This is a genomic window from Laceyella sacchari, assembly GCF_024927925.1.
GTDB lineage: Bacteria > Bacillota > Bacilli > Thermoactinomycetales > Thermoactinomycetaceae > Laceyella > Laceyella sacchari.
Genome location: NZ_CP103866.1, coordinates 1,104,332 through 1,121,160 on the forward strand (window position 1 = coordinate 1,104,332; position 16,829 = coordinate 1,121,160).

Annotated in this window: 18 protein-coding genes; 11 read left to right on the top strand and 7 right to left on the bottom strand. The window is 48.1% G+C overall.

The window, feature by feature from the left end; all coding sequences use genetic code 11:
* Positions 1-3 precede the first annotated feature (3 nt).
* Entirely contained in the window at positions 4-159 is a 156-nt protein-coding gene (locus NYR52_RS05515) for a glycine zipper domain-containing protein (RefSeq protein WP_259436477.1), read from the bottom strand.
* 290 nt (positions 160-449) lie between these two features.
* On the opposite strand from NYR52_RS05515, the gene NYR52_RS05520 reads away from it, so the two are divergent.
* A complete protein-coding gene (locus NYR52_RS05520; RefSeq protein WP_132219974.1) occupies positions 450-866 on the top strand; it encodes a GNAT family N-acetyltransferase in 417 nt (138 codons plus the stop codon).
* A gap of 20 nt (positions 867-886) precedes the next feature.
* Here the strand turns inward: NYR52_RS05520 and NYR52_RS05525 are convergent, their stop codons facing one another.
* Entirely contained in the window at positions 887-1,792 is a 906-nt protein-coding gene (locus tag NYR52_RS05525; protein ID WP_259436478.1) for a PhzF family protein, read from the bottom strand.
* Positions 1,793-2,692: 900 nt separating this feature from the next.
* Here NYR52_RS05525 and NYR52_RS05530 point away from each other — a divergent pair.
* From NYR52_RS05530 to NYR52_RS05550, 5 genes are all read left to right on the top strand, one after another.
* Complete coding sequence (locus tag NYR52_RS05530; protein ID WP_132219977.1) at positions 2,693-3,139, top strand: protease complex subunit PrcB family protein; 447 nt, start codon at positions 2,693-2,695, stop codon at positions 3,137-3,139.
* A 42-nt stretch (positions 3,140-3,181) separates the two neighbouring features.
* On the top strand, positions 3,182-3,553 hold the full coding sequence (locus NYR52_RS05535; RefSeq protein WP_259436479.1) for a hypothetical protein: 372 nt from the start codon (positions 3,182-3,184) through the stop codon (positions 3,551-3,553).
* 330 nt (positions 3,554-3,883) lie between these two features.
* Complete coding sequence (locus NYR52_RS05540) at positions 3,884-4,588, top strand: futalosine hydrolase (RefSeq protein WP_022735973.1); 705 nt, start codon at positions 3,884-3,886, stop codon at positions 4,586-4,588.
* Positions 4,585-5,436, top strand: coding sequence for a 1,4-dihydroxy-6-naphtoate synthase (locus tag NYR52_RS05545; RefSeq protein WP_259436480.1), 852 nt, complete (start codon positions 4,585-4,587; stop codon positions 5,434-5,436). The genes NYR52_RS05540 and NYR52_RS05545 overlap by 4 nt, the downstream gene beginning before the upstream one ends.
* Before the next feature lie 305 nt (positions 5,437-5,741).
* Positions 5,742-8,417 carry a S8 family serine peptidase gene (locus tag NYR52_RS05550; RefSeq protein ID WP_310795334.1) on the top strand — a complete coding sequence of 892 codons (2,676 nt, stop codon included), beginning with the start codon at positions 5,742-5,744 and terminating at the stop codon, positions 8,415-8,417.
* 64 nt (positions 8,418-8,481) lie between these two features.
* On the opposite strand, the gene NYR52_RS05555 is transcribed toward NYR52_RS05550, so the two are convergent.
* Positions 8,482-9,543 (bottom strand): endonuclease/exonuclease/phosphatase family protein, encoded by a 1,062-nt coding sequence (locus NYR52_RS05555; RefSeq protein WP_259436481.1) that lies wholly within the window; start codon positions 9,541-9,543, stop codon positions 8,482-8,484.
* Positions 9,544-9,637: 94 nt separating this feature from the next.
* Here NYR52_RS05555 and NYR52_RS05560 point away from each other — a divergent pair.
* A protein-coding gene (locus NYR52_RS05560; RefSeq protein ID WP_375163144.1) for an IS5 family transposase occupies positions 9,638-10,478 on the top strand; the annotation gives its coding sequence in 2 pieces (ribosomal slippage) (positions 9,638-9,973 and positions 9,975-10,478; 840 coding nt in all).
* A gap of 317 nt (positions 10,479-10,795) precedes the next feature.
* Positions 10,796-11,044, top strand: coding sequence for a hypothetical protein (locus NYR52_RS05565; protein WP_029071755.1), 249 nt, complete (start codon positions 10,796-10,798; stop codon positions 11,042-11,044).
* Between the two features lie 42 nt (positions 11,045-11,086).
* On the opposite strand, the gene NYR52_RS05570 is transcribed toward NYR52_RS05565, so the two are convergent.
* Positions 11,087-11,506, bottom strand: coding sequence for a hypothetical protein (locus NYR52_RS05570; RefSeq protein ID WP_132219981.1), 420 nt, complete (start codon positions 11,504-11,506; stop codon positions 11,087-11,089).
* A gap of 233 nt (positions 11,507-11,739) precedes the next feature.
* Complete coding sequence (locus tag NYR52_RS05575; protein WP_259436482.1) at positions 11,740-12,657, bottom strand: DUF4349 domain-containing protein; 918 nt, start codon at positions 12,655-12,657, stop codon at positions 11,740-11,742.
* 148 nt (positions 12,658-12,805) lie between these two features.
* Here NYR52_RS05575 and NYR52_RS05580 point away from each other — a divergent pair, with 148 nt between their 5' ends.
* Together NYR52_RS05580 and NYR52_RS05585 are read left to right on the top strand one after the other, a co-directional pair.
* Positions 12,806-13,015 (top strand): cysteine-rich CWC family protein, encoded by a 210-nt coding sequence (locus NYR52_RS05580; RefSeq protein WP_132219983.1) that lies wholly within the window; start codon positions 12,806-12,808, stop codon positions 13,013-13,015.
* Positions 13,016-13,142: 127 nt separating this feature from the next.
* Positions 13,143-13,973 carry an aldo/keto reductase gene (locus NYR52_RS05585; protein WP_259436483.1) on the top strand — a complete coding sequence of 277 codons (831 nt, stop codon included), beginning with the start codon at positions 13,143-13,145 and terminating at the stop codon, positions 13,971-13,973.
* A 96-nt stretch (positions 13,974-14,069) separates the two neighbouring features.
* Here the strand turns inward: NYR52_RS05585 and NYR52_RS05590 are convergent, their stop codons facing one another.
* The gene (locus NYR52_RS05590; RefSeq protein WP_132219984.1) at positions 14,070-14,402 is read right to left on the bottom strand and encodes a hypothetical protein; all 333 of its coding nucleotides are present in this window, start codon (positions 14,400-14,402) and stop codon (positions 14,070-14,072) included.
* Between the two features lie 565 nt (positions 14,403-14,967).
* Between NYR52_RS05590 and NYR52_RS05595 the strand changes: the two genes are divergently transcribed.
* Positions 14,968-15,267 carry a hypothetical protein gene (locus NYR52_RS05595; protein ID WP_132219985.1) on the top strand — a complete coding sequence of 100 codons (300 nt, stop codon included), beginning with the start codon at positions 14,968-14,970 and terminating at the stop codon, positions 15,265-15,267.
* 331 nt (positions 15,268-15,598) lie between these two features.
* On the opposite strand, the gene hmpA is transcribed toward NYR52_RS05595, so the two are convergent.
* Positions 15,599-16,825: an NO-inducible flavohemoprotein gene (hmpA, locus tag NYR52_RS05600; protein ID WP_132219986.1), complete on the bottom strand. Its 1,227-nt coding sequence runs from the start codon at positions 16,823-16,825 to the stop codon at positions 15,599-15,601.
* Positions 16,826-16,829: the final 4 nt, after the last annotated feature.

Here is a 16,829-nt window from a genome sequence, read left to right on the forward strand (position 1 = left end):
CATTCACCAGACACGCCCTAGGAATGCACCGTACAAGCATCCAATGGAAAGGCCGATTCCAATACCAAGTGCCAAATTGTCAAGGGCTAAGCCGATGGCCATGCCCACAGAGAAGCCGGTGCCGACGCCTATGGCAAAAAATGATTGACGATGATTCATGATGTTCGCCTCCCTATGTATTGACTCATGATGAGAAGGAGTGGGGAGTGGGGAGTGGGGAACCCGTTGTCCCTCTCTCCTGACACTTCCCATATACCCTTTTTAAGACGGATATAATCAAGTGATATGCTGTGCGCATGATATCCACGTGATGATCGTTCCTCGTTTTGTGTTTGATTTTTCTTTATTTCTAACATTTTTGTGTCTGTGCAGATAGGTAAAATATAAACTATTTTTCTATACGTCCTGTTCGATTATACTGAAAAAAATGTTTTTTGGAGGAAGAAAAGATGGAGTGGAAGCACGCAAGTTTACCATATCGTATCAGTGATAACAAAGAGTTGTTGGAGCTGGACACCATTTATCACTTGTTGCAGACAAGTTATTGGGCTGCAAAACGTTCGCGGGAAACGGTGGCAAAGAGCATTGAACACTCTTTATGCTTTGGCCTTTACGGAGAGGGAGGGCAAGTCGGGTTCATGCGAGTGGTGACAGATTACGCGACCTTTTCATGGATTTGCGATGTGATTATTGATCCGCGCCACAGGGGCCAGGGGCTGGCAAAATGGATGATGCAAGTGTTGGGGGAGCACCCCGCCGTGCGTCACACGTATATGATACTGGCTACGCGCGATGCGCACGGTTTGTATGAGCAGTTTGGGTTCCAACGGCGGGAGATATTGGACAAAAGACCTGTTAACAGCTGAAGAACGAAGTTAGTCGCTTGTCAAAGGAGAGATTGCAAGTCTACCTTTTTCATTTGCGAAATGGTTGCCGTTCCACCTACCCATGTTTGGATAATTTGGTTTTTACTCACAATGCCTGCCGTTTCGAGTAAACTGGGCCTTCCCATGGCAAATCCCTGTCCGACGGTATATGCATATCGCCCATTCTGCTGATGGAGAGAAGGGGAATAAAAAGCAAGGTATGCACCGAGTGCACAAGCAGCCACGCCTGTCGCCGGATCTTCGTTGTATCCGACTTGGTTGGGAAATTGTCGGGCTTCAACATCACATTGGGCGAATTGGGGGCGCAATGTGAACGGATAAAAGCCGGTTGTCCCATATCGGTCACACAATTCCCATAGTAATGTGAAGTCAGGTTCTAATCGTTGCAATGTGTTGCCGTTGCGAAGGGGGATCATCAGCTTGAGGCGGGCGGTGGAGACTGATTGAATTGGCCCTACGCTCAGATCGAATGCTTCCTCGCTGATCCTTAAGGCTTGTGCCACTTCTGCGAGTGTCGGATTTTTCTCGCTGAACTCAGGGGGGAATTGGTTCACAGTAACCTGCAAACGTTCGTGCTTCTCTTGAGCCCGCACTTTTACCTCGCCCAGCGGTGTTTCTATCGTTCCTTGTATTTGGCTCCTCTGTTGTGACATGCACCAATAACTGACTGCTCCTACAGTGGCATGAACACACATGGACATCTCATGGTTGGGAACAAAGTATCTCAGTTTGAAAAGAGAAGTCGGACGGTCAGGAGACAATATAAAGGCAGTTTCAACACCAAAACGAGCAGCGATCTGCTGCATTTGCTCACTTGTCAGGGATTCCCCACCCAATACCAAGGGACAGGGATTACCACTATCCGCAGTCAAGCCGAATACATTGGTTTGCACCACCGTTGCCATCTGCGTGGCTCCTTTCTGGAATTTATTTGAAAAAACAAGGTTGAGACAGATGCGCCACCCTGTAGCTGGATGATCACATGATCGATCTCTTTTTGTGGATATTGATGGCTAACATTTGTTCCAATATCACTTAAGGAGCGTGCTGTAGGTTTTTCAAAATGGTGGATCGGATCCAATCAAAACACATCTATTAAAATTATGCGATTTGTTATGAACAGACGCAAGTAATTAAAAAATAGATAAGCGATTTATTGTTGCAACCAAACAGCCTAAGAGGCTACCACACACCGTGGTAGCCTCTTAGGCTGTTTGGTTGCCGTAATTAAGTTCAAAATCGATTTTCATGCCTTTGGGAATCTTGATGCGCAAGGTGTAATTTCCTTTCGGTGGTTCTTTCAGTGCCTTGGACAGGAGATTGTGACGCTTGACTTCATTTGCTTTGAGCGCGACGGAGTAAGAGCGGACCGCCTTGTCCGTTTTTTTTGTTTAAGAGCGTTTGAAAGCGAGCATGTATTTGGCGATGGCTGGTTGCCAACAAGGAGGAGGCAAAAAAACATTTTCCAGTGTCGCAAATCATGTGATGTTGATGAGGAGGATTTGCCAAGCGTACGATTGCCAGTGTAAAACGACTGGTATAATGGGAGAATAAATAGCAGTGTAGAGATGGGTTTTTGTATAAAAAATATATATAGATTTTTACTATTAAACGAATTTGTGTGGAAGTGAGTCTCGATCATGTTGAGTGAATACAAAGGTAAAGTGGGGTTTTAGTGATTGGTAGGGGGTTATCCTGCTTTTTATATTGAAAATAATATTTATTTTTATTATATTCTATATGCAAAAATACAGATGAGTATGTTATTATAGAAAAGGAGTAAATTTTAGAAAGGGGTTTTAAATGTGGATGGGAAAAGAATGGGAGTTTGTTTGCTCGCTTTCTTGATGGTCACCGCATTGTGTGGAGTGATTCCGTCCAATTCTTACGCGTCTGCAGAAGAAACAATTGAAACCTCGTTTAAAATTGCAGAAAATATTAATTATTTTCCGGATGAAGTGAAAAGCAAAGTGCAAGAACTTCAGTGGCGGGTTACTGATGGCCATGCATTGGTTCATAAAGATGGAATTGCTTATGTGATTTTGTCTTTGGGAATTCGGCCGACAACCGGCTATGCGATCGAGGTTGATAGTGTTGTCCGGATCAATGACACTCGGTTGCTCATTTGGGCTAATGAAATTAAGCCGCAGCCTCATGCCGTAGTCTCTCCGCAATTGACCAGCCCCGTCCAAGTTCTGTCAATGCCTGATCCTTCCCACAAGATTAAGCATGTTTCCGTATGGATTAATTAAATAGAATAACCTTTGCCTTATTTATTCGTTGGAGGAAAGAGCATGAATAAGTGGTTGGTATCTGTAGCGTTGGTTTTAGTGAGCATATGGGGGCAAGCGTCCATGGTCAGAGCACATGAGCAGGTGGCGCCGATGCAAGCCGCAGCCGGCCAGTCGGGTGATGCCGCCTGTGTGAATGGACGGCTACAAGCGTCAGTAGTTGATGGAGGAGCATCAGTCCGCCTTGAACCACGCGTAGACGCGGAGGTGGAACTCACGTGGCCGGGGGGAACCACCCATGGTTTTAACGGGATGGTAAAGGGTGATTTGGTAAACGGGTCAAATATTTGGTACTTCTTTAACACATTGATGGGTTTCCGTTATGTCCATGCTTCTGAACTGCAAAGCATCCAATGCATGAATTATTCAAAATGAATCAGCTGATGCGCCTGTGACGGTACACCTAAAAGATCCTCGCCTTGACTAGAGTGTGTCTGGAAAATCAAATTGGTGGGAAGAAGCGGAGGAAAAACCTTTTCTTGAGGAGCACTTCGTTACGCGTGAAGCGAATGAGTAAATGGTTTTGAAACTGCTGAACTACTCATCAGACACGCCCTGAGGCGGGGCTTTTTTTGTTGCCCAATATCAGGTGTGAAAGCTGATGAAAGGGCTGGTACGGCAAATGCACGTACGCGGTTTGCATGATTTGATGTCATGGCTGATCCCCTTTATAATTAGGAAAGCGAAATAAAGGAGATAGTGCAAATGAATCTTGATCAGATGCAAGAAACGCCTACAGTGTTTCATGCGAAGAAGCAGGGAGCAGGAATGCGTGTGCTCGTGGTCACCGCTGTTTCAGCTGAAAAAGAAGCAGTGTTGCGTGGGATTGGCGACACCGCAAATTTTCATGTAATGGCTGCTGGTGTTGGTTCCGTTGCAGCCGCGATCGGTACAGCGACGGCATTGGCTACGGGCAAGTATGACCTGGTGATTGCGGCTGGCATCGCTGGGGGGTTCAAAGGTAGAGCTGAACTGGGTTCGCTTGTAGTGGCGGATGAGATCATCGCCGCCGATTTGGGAGCGCAATCACCAGAAGGGTTCCTCAGCCTGGACGAGCTTGGCTTTGGTTCAACCCGGTTTCGGGCGGACGAAGACTGGATGAGACAAGTCGTTGAGGCTTTGCACAAGGCTGGATTGCCGGTCACCACTGGTGCGGTACTTACTGTGTCAACGGTGACGGGCACGGCAGAGACTGCCGCCGAGCTGGTTGCACGGGTGCCGAGAGCCACCGCTGAAGGGATGGAAGGATTTGGTGTAGCTGCCGCAGCGAGCCGTTGCGGTGTGCCAATTCTTGAACTGCGCGCCATCTCCAATCCTGTCGGCCCGCGCGACCGGGATGCTTGGCGAATCAGTGAAGCGTTGGAGGCGTTGACTGCCGCCAGCTCAGTACTACGGGAGGTGTTGACATGAAGATCGCTTTTTCTCCTTGTCCCAATGACACATTTGTATTTCACGCCTGGGTGCATGGATTCGTGCCAGGCGCGCCGCAATTAGACGTCACGTATGCCGATATTGACATCACCAACGGGTTAGCCGCCGAGCCGGGCGGACCGGATGTGTTGAAAATATCGTGTGCGGCTTTGCCGTGGGTGATGTCAGAATACGTTTTGTTGCCATGCGGGGGGGCCCTGGGAAGGGGTTGCGGGCCATTGGTGTTGACGGCTGGTGAAGAAGATGCCTGTCAGCCAGAGATGTTGTCAGGACGTAGGGTGGCTGTTCCCAGTGAGCGTTCAACCGCTTATCTTTTGTTTCGGCTATGGGCGGCGCAACAGGTGCCCGGAGGCGTGGGTGAGATTGTAGTCATGCCGTTTCATGAAATTATGCCGGCAGTGCGTGACGGCGCAGTCGATGCTGGCTTGGTGATACATGAAGCCCGTTTTACTTACCCGTCATATGGTTTGAAACAGGTGGTCGACTTGGGGCAATGGTGGGAGGAAGACACGGGCTTGCCGATTCCGCTGGGGGCGATTATCGCCCGGCGCTCTCTCGACGTTGAGGCCATCGCAGGCTGGATCCGCGCGTCGGTCGCATATGGCTGGGCGCACCCCGACGCTTCACGGGAGTATGTGTTGCGCCACGCTCAAGAGTTGGATCCGGAAGTGGCCCAAGCGCACATCAATCTATATGTAAATGAATACACGGCCAATTTGGGCGAGACCGGATATGCAGCAACCAATGCTTTGCTTGGCCGGGCCGCACAAGAAGGACTGGTGCCCAAAGTCGATCCGGCGGTACTATCATTTCCGCAAAGAGTCTGATAGAAGCGGTACCTCCATTGGCTTACAGGACGTGTTACCCACCCCCGTCAACGATACATGGCGGGGGTGTTCTTATGACTGTTTGGGGAGTCAGGAAGGAAAAAAACGACAAATTTGTTAACGGCAAACTTTCGTAGCATTTATGTAACGATTTCGAAACAACTTTTCTCGGGTATAGATTTATACTTAATTTAAATTTAAAAATTTTATAATGGTGGTGATTAAAGGGAAAAGGTGAATTAATTGTCTGTAGGATGAACATTTTCATTTTATTAAAATGTTTGATTATATGGAGGGGATTCACTATGAAAAAGCTTATCCCTTATGTATTGTGTGCCTCTCTTGTGCTGGGAACGGGAGGATGGGGGAGTCCGGCTGTTGCCGCATCGCCTACTCCTCATGTTGCGGCAACTGCGCAAAAAAACAAGTTGGCGCCGGGTGTTGTTGCCAGCAAAGGGAAACAAGCTTCTGTCATCATTGAGATGAGCGAAGCGCCAACCGTGGTGTACAGTTCTTTGTCTAAAACCAAGAAGGGGCCGCTGAAAAACGAAGGGGAATATCGCAAATACTTGGGCCAAAAACAAAAGCAGTTGATTGCAGAAATGAAAGAACGCTCTCCGGGCCTGCGGGTGAAACGTACCTATGATACGGTTTTCTCAGGTATGGCTGTCACCCTCAAAGGGGATGATTTACAAAAAGTGGCGGCTTTGCCCGGTGTGAAACGCATCCACCCTATACGTACTTACAAAGCCTTGATGTCTAAAAGCGCCCCGCTGATCGGAGCACCGGATGTTTGGAAGATGCGCGATGGCCGAAAACAGGCGGTTACCGGCAAAGGCATCAAAGTTGCTGTCATCGATTCGGGCGTGGATATGAATCACCCTGATCTGAAAAAGAATATGATTGGCGGATATGACTTTGTAGAAAATGACAAGATTCCGCAGGATGAAGTGGGGCATGGCACCCATGTCGCCGGGACCATCGCGGCCAACGGAAAAATCAAAGGGGTGGCTCCCGAAGCATCCCTGTTGGCTTACCGGGTATTGGGGGCGCATGGCGGTGGAACCACGGACTGGGTTATCAGTGGGATCGAGCAAGCGGTCAAAGACCGAGCCGATGTGATGAACCTCTCTTTGGGGATGGATGTCAATGTGCCGGATGAAGCTGTCTCTCAATCCCTTGAACGGGCGGTCAAAAAAGGGATTGTGGTTGTTGTTGCCAACGGCAATGCGGGTCCCGCAACCTGGAGTGTCGGAGCACCTGCCGCATCCCCCAATATCATCTCCGTCGGGGCTTCAACGAAGATTATTCCTTCCCCGGTTGTGCAGGTAGTCGGGGACAACAAGAAAATGGAGACCAATTTAATCACTTCATCGCCCCAATTTCCATTGAAGGGAACTTATCAGCTGGTAGATGCAGGAAAAGGTAAAAAGTCTGACTTCAAAAAAAACGATGCCAAAGGCAAGATCGCATTGGTTCAACGGAGCGGTGATGATGTACAGGAGGTTGCCGAAAACGCCAAACGAGCTGGAGCGATGGCTGTAATCATCTATAATCACCTCAAAGGTGACTGGTTTGCCATCCCGATGGAAACAAATGAAAATGACGAACCGGACACAAAGCGCTTTGTGCCAATCGTGACGATTTCCGGCGATTTTGGTACCCACATCAAGAATCAGCTAGCTGCTGGCAAAACAGAGATCAAGCTCAGCTCAGTCAAACGGGAAAAAATGGTCGACTTCAGTTCACGCGGACCGGCCAATGGCATCTGGGATGTTAAGCCGGATGTGACAGCACCCGGTGTCGACATTGTAAGCACCTTGCCCCGTTCCTTAGAGAAAACGGGATATGGAAAAATGAGCGGAACAAGCATGGCTACCCCGCACGTGGCTGGAGCTGCCGCATTGCTTTTGCAGAAGCATCCCGACTGGAATCCGGAACAAGTAAAATCGGCCTTGTCTAATACGGCGGTCAAGCTGAAGGATACGGAGAAGAAAGAGTATTCCCCCATTTCGCAGGGAGCTGGGCGTATTGATTTGCCCAAGGCGATCACTACACAATCCCTGGTCGTTTCAAACCGCCTCAGCTTTGGTTTGTTACAACCCAAAACTGGGGTGAAGAAGATCGATCGAACCTTACGGGTAGAAAACCTGTCTGGCAAAGCGAAACGCTATGCCGTACGAGCGGAGCTAGACAATGGCAAAAAAGGAATTCGCGTGACTGTTCCGTCCACCCTAGTAGTCGGTGCTAAATCACAGGGGCAGGTGCCGGTGACGATGAGCTTTAACACATCTTTGCCCCGCGGGATTTACACGGGAGCCGTATTTTTGAAAGATGGAAAACAAGAATTGAAGGTTCCCTTTATCGCTTTGAATGAACCGAAGGGCTATGAAGTCATCACCAGTTTGGGACAATCTGCATACATCATCTCACCCGACGGCAAAGATGAACACAAATTTACGCTCTTGACGTACTATTTGGCTGTGGTGCCATCTTCGTTGAAAATCACCGCCGAAAGCTCGGAAGGCGGGAAAAAGTATCTGCTATATCAAACCAACAATCCGGCCGCTGGCTACACGGATTGGATGTGGGATGGGAAAGACAGCAAAGGGAAGAAGTTACCTGATGGAGATTACGTGATTATCGTCGAATGTGAATACTTGGGGAAAAAAGCAGAAGCCAACTTCTTCGTCCTCATCGACACCAAAGCCCCGGTTATCACCGAATTAACAGCCGACGTTGATCAACTGTCAGGCAAAGTGAAAGAAGCTTGGCTGGAAGAGGTGAGCTGGCGTCTCGCTGGAGAGAAAGATTGGCAGATTATCGAAGATTTGAACTATGTTGAAGATGGATTATTTGAGTTCCATCATGCGTTTACAAAGGGCCAATTGAAACCCGGCAAAAATTCGGTCACCCTTCGAGTGAAAGATGCTGTGGGTCATGTGACCACCAAAAAGGTGGAAATTGCATTGCCGCAGTGACATAGGCAGGACAAAGCCGCTGACATCCGCCAATCAGGCGGGCCGGCGGCTTTTTTCATGCTTGTTATTTTAATACAAATTCGGCGGTAACGGGATTATGGTCACTGTATTCAAATTGAAGCGAATGGCCATATACACGTTTCACTTCTACATTGGAGGAGACCAAGAAACCGTCGATGTTGGACTGAAAGTTGATTCCCTGTTTAAAAGGGAGTGCCAACGTTCTGGATGTGGGAACACTGCCATCTGCCACCCAAGTAAACCCTTTGGGCAGAAAGTCGGGCGGGATCGTTTGTATCCACTCAGGCCAAGATTCTTTCGCTTTAAATCGTTTTGGGTCCGTGCCAGGGATCAGGTGGTTCCAGTCTCCGCCCAGAATCAAATAGTTTCCTGCTTGCACGTGGCGTTGCATAAATTCTTTCAAAAAGGCCAGTTGTTGCTTTCTGACTTTTCCGCCTTTGTCAAAGGCAGACAGATGCAGGTTAACTAGGATCAATTCTTTCCCATTTTGTAAGGGGATCCGATTTTCCATAATACACCGGTCCAAGTCAAATGGTTGCTGTGGCCAATCTTCCTTGCCATACAGGGAGAAGCGGGTGCTTTGCTTCAACTGATACTTGGATAAGGTGACCAGTCCCCCGTTGACAGAACCCATGGGGTCGAAGATGGGTATTGGCACCCATGGCACCAAATAATTTTGGGCAAACACCAATCCATAGTCCGGAAGATGTTGCCGCATGGCGGCCGGTTGGTTGATATGATAGCTTCGGGACGAGTCCACATCCACCTCTTGCAATAGATAGAACGAAGAAGCTTCTTTTTTCAAAAAGGCAAGGATCTTGTTTAAGTTTTTTGTAGTTTGCTCTTTACTGGCGGCACGGGAGCGGGTTCCTCCATCCATGAAGAAGTCTTGGTCTTTGTCCAAACCGGCGTAGCCGATGTTAAACGTTGTCACCGTGAACGGGATACCAGTAGTCAATTTCTGGCTCGCGTTATTGTTGACGGTGAGAGGCAGGATCGGTTCAGGTTCATAATCGGTCAGCGTCACATACAACAAAAACGCGCCAAAACACAGCAAGACCAGGGAACTGAATAAAGCCAATCCCCATAATGTCTTTTTTACCATTGCGAATCCTCCCATTTGTCTAGGGCGTGTCTGGTGAATCCATCATGATTTCCTGTTAGAATGTTCATAACAACAAAAGCAAGGAGACATCATGATGAGACGGCGTTATGAGATTACAGATGAGGCTTGGGAAAAGATCGAGCCTTTATTGCCTTCGAATGGGAAACGAGGCGGACAGTGGAAAGACCACCGAACCATTTTGAACGGAATCCTGTGGAAGTTTGGGACGGGAGCTCCCTGGCGGGATCTGCCTGCACGTTATGGTTCTTGGAAAACTTGCTACTATCGTTTTACACGTTGGCAAAAGGATGGGACGTGGGATCGCTTGCTTAAGCATGTTCAGACTTACTCCCACGCCGTTTCCGATGTCGATTGGGTTGTTTTCGTTGACAGCACGATTGTCCGAGCTCATCAGCACGCCGCAGGCGCGCCGAAAAAAGGGGGACCCTCGCTTCCAGAATGAGGCACTCGGACGAAGCCGCGGAGGTCTGACGACCAAAATCCATCTTGCTTGTGACGGAAAAGGTCGACCGCTTGCTTTTACAATCACTCCCGGTCAACAGCATGACTGTACCCAATTACAAGCATTACTCGATTCCATTTCCGTTCCCTGTTTGGGAAAAGGAAGGCCTCGCAAGAGGCCGGATCATCTGATTGCCGATCGCGGCTACAGTTATCCGTCTTGTCGTCGATTTCTTCAAAAACGTGGGATTTCCCATACCATCCCCGAACGCAGAGATCAGGCGGAGCGTCGGGCCAAAAAGCCGGGGCGTCCTCTGACCTTCAACAAAGAACAATATTCACGCCGAAACGTGATTGAACGCTGTATTAACCGCCTGAAGCAATGGCGTGGCTTCGCCACTCGTTATGAAAAACGGGCGGTTTATTTTTGTGCCGCCATTACCTTGATTTCCTTGATCATGTGGCTCAATTAATCATTCACCAGACACGCCCTAGTTGCTCGATGTGGATTACATATCTTTATTCTTTTGTCAGATATGATCTCTATGCTTAAGAATACTAAATTGCAACAAGCAATTGAATTATTTGTCTGATGAAAAAACGTTTTTTGGCGCTACTAGGGCAAAACGGTGAATGATCCATGTCATTTGTGCAAGCCTATTGAATTGCGCTGGTCGTTTATCGCATAGTAAGAAGGGAAGGGAATGAATTGAACGATCATTCCGTCATATAGGAAATAATCATGATCATATTACACACCCCAAACAGAAAAAATGATGGGGGGCTTGACATGGGATTGTTTAGTGGGAATCAGCAGCAGAGGAGAAAGCAAAGTGATGCGAGCAAAATGTCCCTGTTTGCGGGGTACAGCGGGGATGATTTTGATCAAAAGTATCTTGAAATTTTAGACAGAAAGAGAAAGCGGTTGCAAGCAGAAGCGAAACGGCTTCAAGAAGCGCGCCAATCCGAAGAGGATGAATATCAGCGCAAAATTCTTGAAGCCATCCAGTTGGCCAATCGGGGAAAACGGAAACGCTGATGGGGTGGCCGGTTATTAGGCTGAGGGGGATCCTCAGCCTTTTTATATCAATACGTTTTTTTCATTCATCGGGATCAGGTTGGCTTCCATCAACCATTCAAAAACACGGATGATTTCCAACCACACATTGCGGGCTTTTTTGTGGCCAAGTACGCTGGAAGCGATGGCGCAGTCCTCCATCCATTCTTTCAATTTGGCTGGCGTGGGCGGTTCTTCGGGATATTCCTCCCGGTAAGATTGCAGCAAAATGGGTTTAATCTCATGATAATAATCGGCCAAGCACAACAGGAACTGGGTGTCACAGTCCACATCATCCTTATACAGTTTGCGCTTTATGCGCTCTTTGTCCTTGTGCCAATTCAACACAATCCGCTTTTTGGTCAGACTGCTCATAAATTGGTTCAGTCTGCTCCGAAAAGGAATGCTCAATAACTGCAATTCTTCATTTGATCTGGTCGCCACTGCCATCTCCATCCTTTCACAGCTTGTCTTGTACTAATTACCACTTTTTCTTTGATTCCCCTTCAACCTACCCATTGTATATAAAATTGGCGAGAAAGGAAAAAGGATGGAAGATGGTGTCCGGCGAGTAAGGACTTGATTTGGCATTCCCACAAGACGCAAAAAGCCGGGCTACATTACGTGTCCCGCTCTTTTGCATTGCTGACCGACACCATGCGTACCTATGCCGCCTGTTAATAGGATGAATCTGAAGCAGGGGGTGGGGTCGGCTGGTTATTTTTCTTTTTCATTCGGCGCACCAACCAAATCACCGGAACCGTAATCACTCCCAAGACAAACAAGATGGGTAAAGCAGCAGCAAGGAAAATGAGCAAGTTTTCTCCAAATGCCTTTAGTCGGGCGATGCTTAGCGAAAACGCTTCAGCCATCTGTTTGCCCAAAGATGGGTTGGATGCGGTGGGTGAGACGACCGCTTGCTCGATGGTGAGGTGGACGGTGGAAAAATCCACTTTGTTGTTTAAATAGTTTAACCGTCCTTTGATTTGTTCGATTTCTTCTTGAGTTTGATTCAATTGGGTGGAGATGCTAAGTAAATCACTTGTTTTGGTAGCCTTATTCATGAAATCAAGTAAACGGTTTTCCATCACTTGTTTCGCTTTCAGCCGCGAAGCTAGATCCACCATTTCTTCGGAGACATCATTTCCATTGATTTGAATGGAAGGAGAGGGGGCCTTTGTCAATTTGGGTATCTCCTTGATAAATGGGTCAAACTGCGCTTGTGGAATACGGTAGGTGAAGTCGCCCCGGATCGTGTGGCTCGATCTTTCCGAGCTGTTTATCATGTAACCGCCATGTTGCTCCACCAGCGCTTCCAGCTTGGTTTTTGTGTCCTTGTAATTGGGCACAGTCAAGTTGATGCGCGCGGTGTAGATCATTTTTTTGCTCATTTTTTGCGTCGATGGCAATTGGTTGGAGGTGGTGGAAGCGTTGTTGGCCGCCGTCTTGTCGAACGAGTGGTTTGCCATGCTGCCAGATGTGTGTTGGAGCGGTTGGCTGGTGTCCATCTGTATGCTATGCGAGCTGCAACCGACCAATAGGGTGAAAGCCAGGCCGAACAAGAGTGCTTGAGATCGGCGCTTACCTGAATGCATGTTTGTTTCCTCCGGTTTTTCTTTTAATGTGATTAGGTTGTTGCTCAATTGTGACGTGTCTTATTCTGAAATAGTTGCAAAATATTGTGTGACAGGTTGAAGGCAGTAACTTTATGCGATGTGAAAAGATAAGAAGGGATGGGGAGAAATGGGCGGTGTGAATCCGGCAACTTGTCCGCTGTGCGGCAAACACAACCAGTGCGGCAATCTGGCGGAGCAGCGCATCGGTGACTGTTGGTGTAGAATAGAAGCGTTTCCTGCGGGTCTGCTCGAACAGGTACCATCAGCGTACAAAAACAAGGCATGCATCTGCAAAAGTTGCCTAGACCAATATAAGCGTGGAAACTTGCCGGGATGAGCGTTAACGCACAATCGTGCTTGCGGTGCGCCTTTCATGGGCAGGGGAGGGTAGGTATAATGTACTTGCTTGCCATCCCTGGTGGGTGAACCGGAATAAATCAGAAGAATGGAAAGGAAGTAGAAGGATGGTGCGTCAAATTACGGATTGTGTTTTGCTAAACAACGGGGTGGAAATGCCTTGGTTGGGTTTGGGGGTGTATAAGGCACAAGAAGGCAAAGAAGTGGAGCAGGCGGTGGAAACGGCTCTTCAAGCAGGCTATCGCAGTGTGGATACGGCGGCTTTCTACCATAATGAAACCGGCGTGGGCCATGCGCTCAAACAATCGGGGATCGCAAGGGATAAACTGTTTGTCACCACCAAAGTGTGGAACACGGATCAAGGGTATGAAGCCACGCTGGCTGCCTTTGACCGTAGCCGCAAAAAGTTGGGCTTGGACTACCTCGATCTGTATCTTATTCATTGGCCGGTGCCGGGGATGTTCCGGGATACATGGCGGGCCTTGGAAAAGTTGTACCGGGATGGCTGGGTGCGCGCAATCGGCGTAAGCAATTTTCAAACGCATCATTTGCAGGAGTTGCTGGCTGCCTGTGAAGTGCCGCCAGCAGTCAATCAGGTGGAATTCCATCCTTTGTTGACACAGGAGGAGTTGCGCGCCTTTTGTGAGAGGGAGAAGATTCAGTTGGAAGCATGGAGTCCGTTGATGCGCGGCAATGTTGTGAATCAGCCGGTGATTGTGGAGTTGGCCCAAAAATATGGCAAGACGCCGGCGCAATTGGTATTGCGTTGGGATTTACAGCATGGAGTGGTGACCATCCCCAAGTCTGTTACACCAAGTCGGATTGAGGAAAACGCGGATATTTTTGACTTCGAGATTTCGCCTGAGGATATGGCGCGACTGGATGGATTAAATCAAAATCACCGCTTTGGGCAACATCCCGACCATTTCAAATTTTAATGTGAAGCATGCATCCCCAGCTGTTGAATCGGCTGGGGATTCTTTTCTTTTGGTAAGTATACCCGAGGGTTCAGGATTTGGTTTTCTTCTTTTCTTCTACATCATCTTTGACCAAGTAAAAAAGGTGATCACCACACACAGAATAATTAGTGCGTTCGTGATAAATGGAGTTATGCTACTTCCCTTCTTTTCTCTGATGCTTGATCCGCAGGGATGTTTTTCCAAAAAAACATTAACAGTTTCCGTCGGCCCATCCACAAGAGCACGAGGTTCATGATGACCAACACCATTGTCCAAAGACCAGTTTAACTCTCCATATAAGAGAGAAATCAGCGCCATAACCAACGAAGCGTCATTGGGAATGATTTGCGCAATGCCCGCCATAAACGTTTCTTTACAGTGGTGCCACCTATTGCTTGATGATTCCATTCAATTTTATCTCTTTAAAGCTGAATGGCAGATGAATCAAAGCTGAACAGAGGCTAAGTTTTGCGAAGAGGTGTACCCAGGCAAGTAGTCAGTTTGGCGGGTGCGAAAAGGAAATTTTGTGTGCAGAATACAGCATCACATGCGCTTTAAAAATAAATGGTTTACGAAACAAAGCTTTCGTGAACCAATAGACATGAAAAATAGCCTTAAATAAATGGTTTATTGTGAATGGATAAAGAGTTGATTTTTTCATTTTCGGGTAAATGAAAATTCAGACCAAGCAGGGCCGAGCTGTTGGGACGGAGATGCGTTTTTACCCTGGGCCAATACTTTCCGGGTTGCTTTGTCTGCATTTTGGACATTTGGGAAGCCGCTAATGGAATTTGTTCTTGCGTGTGTGGGGTTGTACACTTTGATTGGCATGGTTTACCCGAGCCGCTGGCATCGGAAGCTGATTATCCCCTTGGGGAAGCGGCGAATAGACCTGGGTCGGAGGAAGTGGAATGTAGCCATTTTCATCCTTGCGGTCATTTAGTCGGGAATCATTGGGCCAAGCTATACCCGATTGCGTTATGAACAAGACAAAGCAATGAAAATGGAAGCGCAGCTGGAGCAGTTGGAGAAAGAGCTAGATCAAAAAGAAGAGCAAATAGAGACGCTGCGCAAACGAGTCGCTGAAATGAAGCGGGAGCCAGCGGTCGTGTCAGAGGAAAAACAAACGGAGGAGGAAACGAATCAAACCATCCTGGATGATGAGGACGATGATGATGATGTCACGCTCAAAACGCGATCAAACACCAAAAAAAGCAGGGGGGAGAGGAAAGTGATGCGGGCAAGGGGTGCTTCTGGTTCAAAATCTATGTAAACATGTTTGTAGAGCAAACAATATATCGACAGACAAATTACTAATGAAGCAAGGTTTTGCAAAAAGAGGCTTTTCCTGTTGAAAGCGACCAATGGGCCAATAAGAAAGAATCGATTCCAACTCGCAAGCCAATTCTCAGCAAGTATGCGTCTCAGGCTATATAGTAGATATCGACGATTCGGGCATCAGCGAGATTTGCTGTTGATAGCTAACACAAAACGTCCTTGGCCATGCGTTCGGGCATAGCCAAGGACGATGCAAGTGTGTGTGGCATAGCAAGGAGAAAACAGGGTCATGTTGGCAGATGGGAGCAGTCAGTTCCCGACCGCATTTATTGCGTTGCTCCCATCCGTGCAGCAGCAGGCGGGGTCCATGCTCCGGCTGGACCGAAAATTTCATGATGGATCGCGGCTGGATCAATGCCCAGTGACAGAAGTGCTTGGTAGCAATCGCGCATGAACGCCGACGGCCCGCACAAATAGAAATGACCAGTGGAAGGCAATACCGTTTTCAGCCACTCAGCGTCAATGAGCCCTTCTTTGTCATATAGCCGGTTCAACCGATCCGTGTCCGTAGGTTGAGAATAGCAGAAATAGTTTTCGATATGGGCATGGCTGTTGGCGATGCGGAGTACCTCTTCCCGCAGTGCATGTGTTTGGCTGTTGCGCGTGGCGTGAATATGGATGACTCGCTGCGTAGAGGGAGATTGGGCTAATGCTTTAAGCATGCTCAACATCGGTGTCAAGCCTACGCCGGCGCTAAGCAAGATGACAGGGGAGTCGGTTTGCTCCAGTGTAAACACACCGGCTGGTGCGCTGACGGACAGCACACTTCCTTCTTCGATTTCTTGATGGAGATAAGTTGATACTTTGCCTTTCTCTTCCCTCTTCACCGTGATGCGGTAATGTGACGCATTGGGGTCGTCAGAAAGGCTGTATTGCCGGATGTGTGTGTAGGGATCGCTTGGAATCTCTACTTTGACACTAATATATTGGCCCGGCAGGAAGGTGGGCAGCGGTTGGCCGTCTTTTGGCTCCAAATAAAAGGACGTGATGTGCTCGCTTTCGCGCACTTTTTTGGTTACGACCAAATCCCGGAATCCACGCCAGCCACCGGGTTGCTGTTCTGCTTGCTGATACAATTCTTCTTCCATTTGGATAAAGAGGTCAGCGATGACCCCGTACGTCTCTTGCCAAGCGTTCAGCATCGGTTCTGTCAGTTTGTCTTGTAACACGTCGCGCATGGCTAACAGCAAATTTTGGCCGACGATGGGATAATGCTCCGGTAGCACCCCGATGCTCCGATGTTTATGGGCAATGTGTTTCACTGTCGGCAGAATTTGTTCCAATTGTGTGATGTTCGCGGCCGCAGCATAGACAGCATTGGCCAAGGCTTGTGGTTGGTGGCCTTTATGTTGATTGGCGTGGTTGAAGATATTCAGTAATTCGGGATGTTCGTTGAACAGACGTTTGTAAAAGTTGGCGGTGATTTTGTGCCCGTATTCACGTAATAAAGGGACAGATTCTTGAATCAGTCGAATCGTTTCCTTCTGTAACATGGAA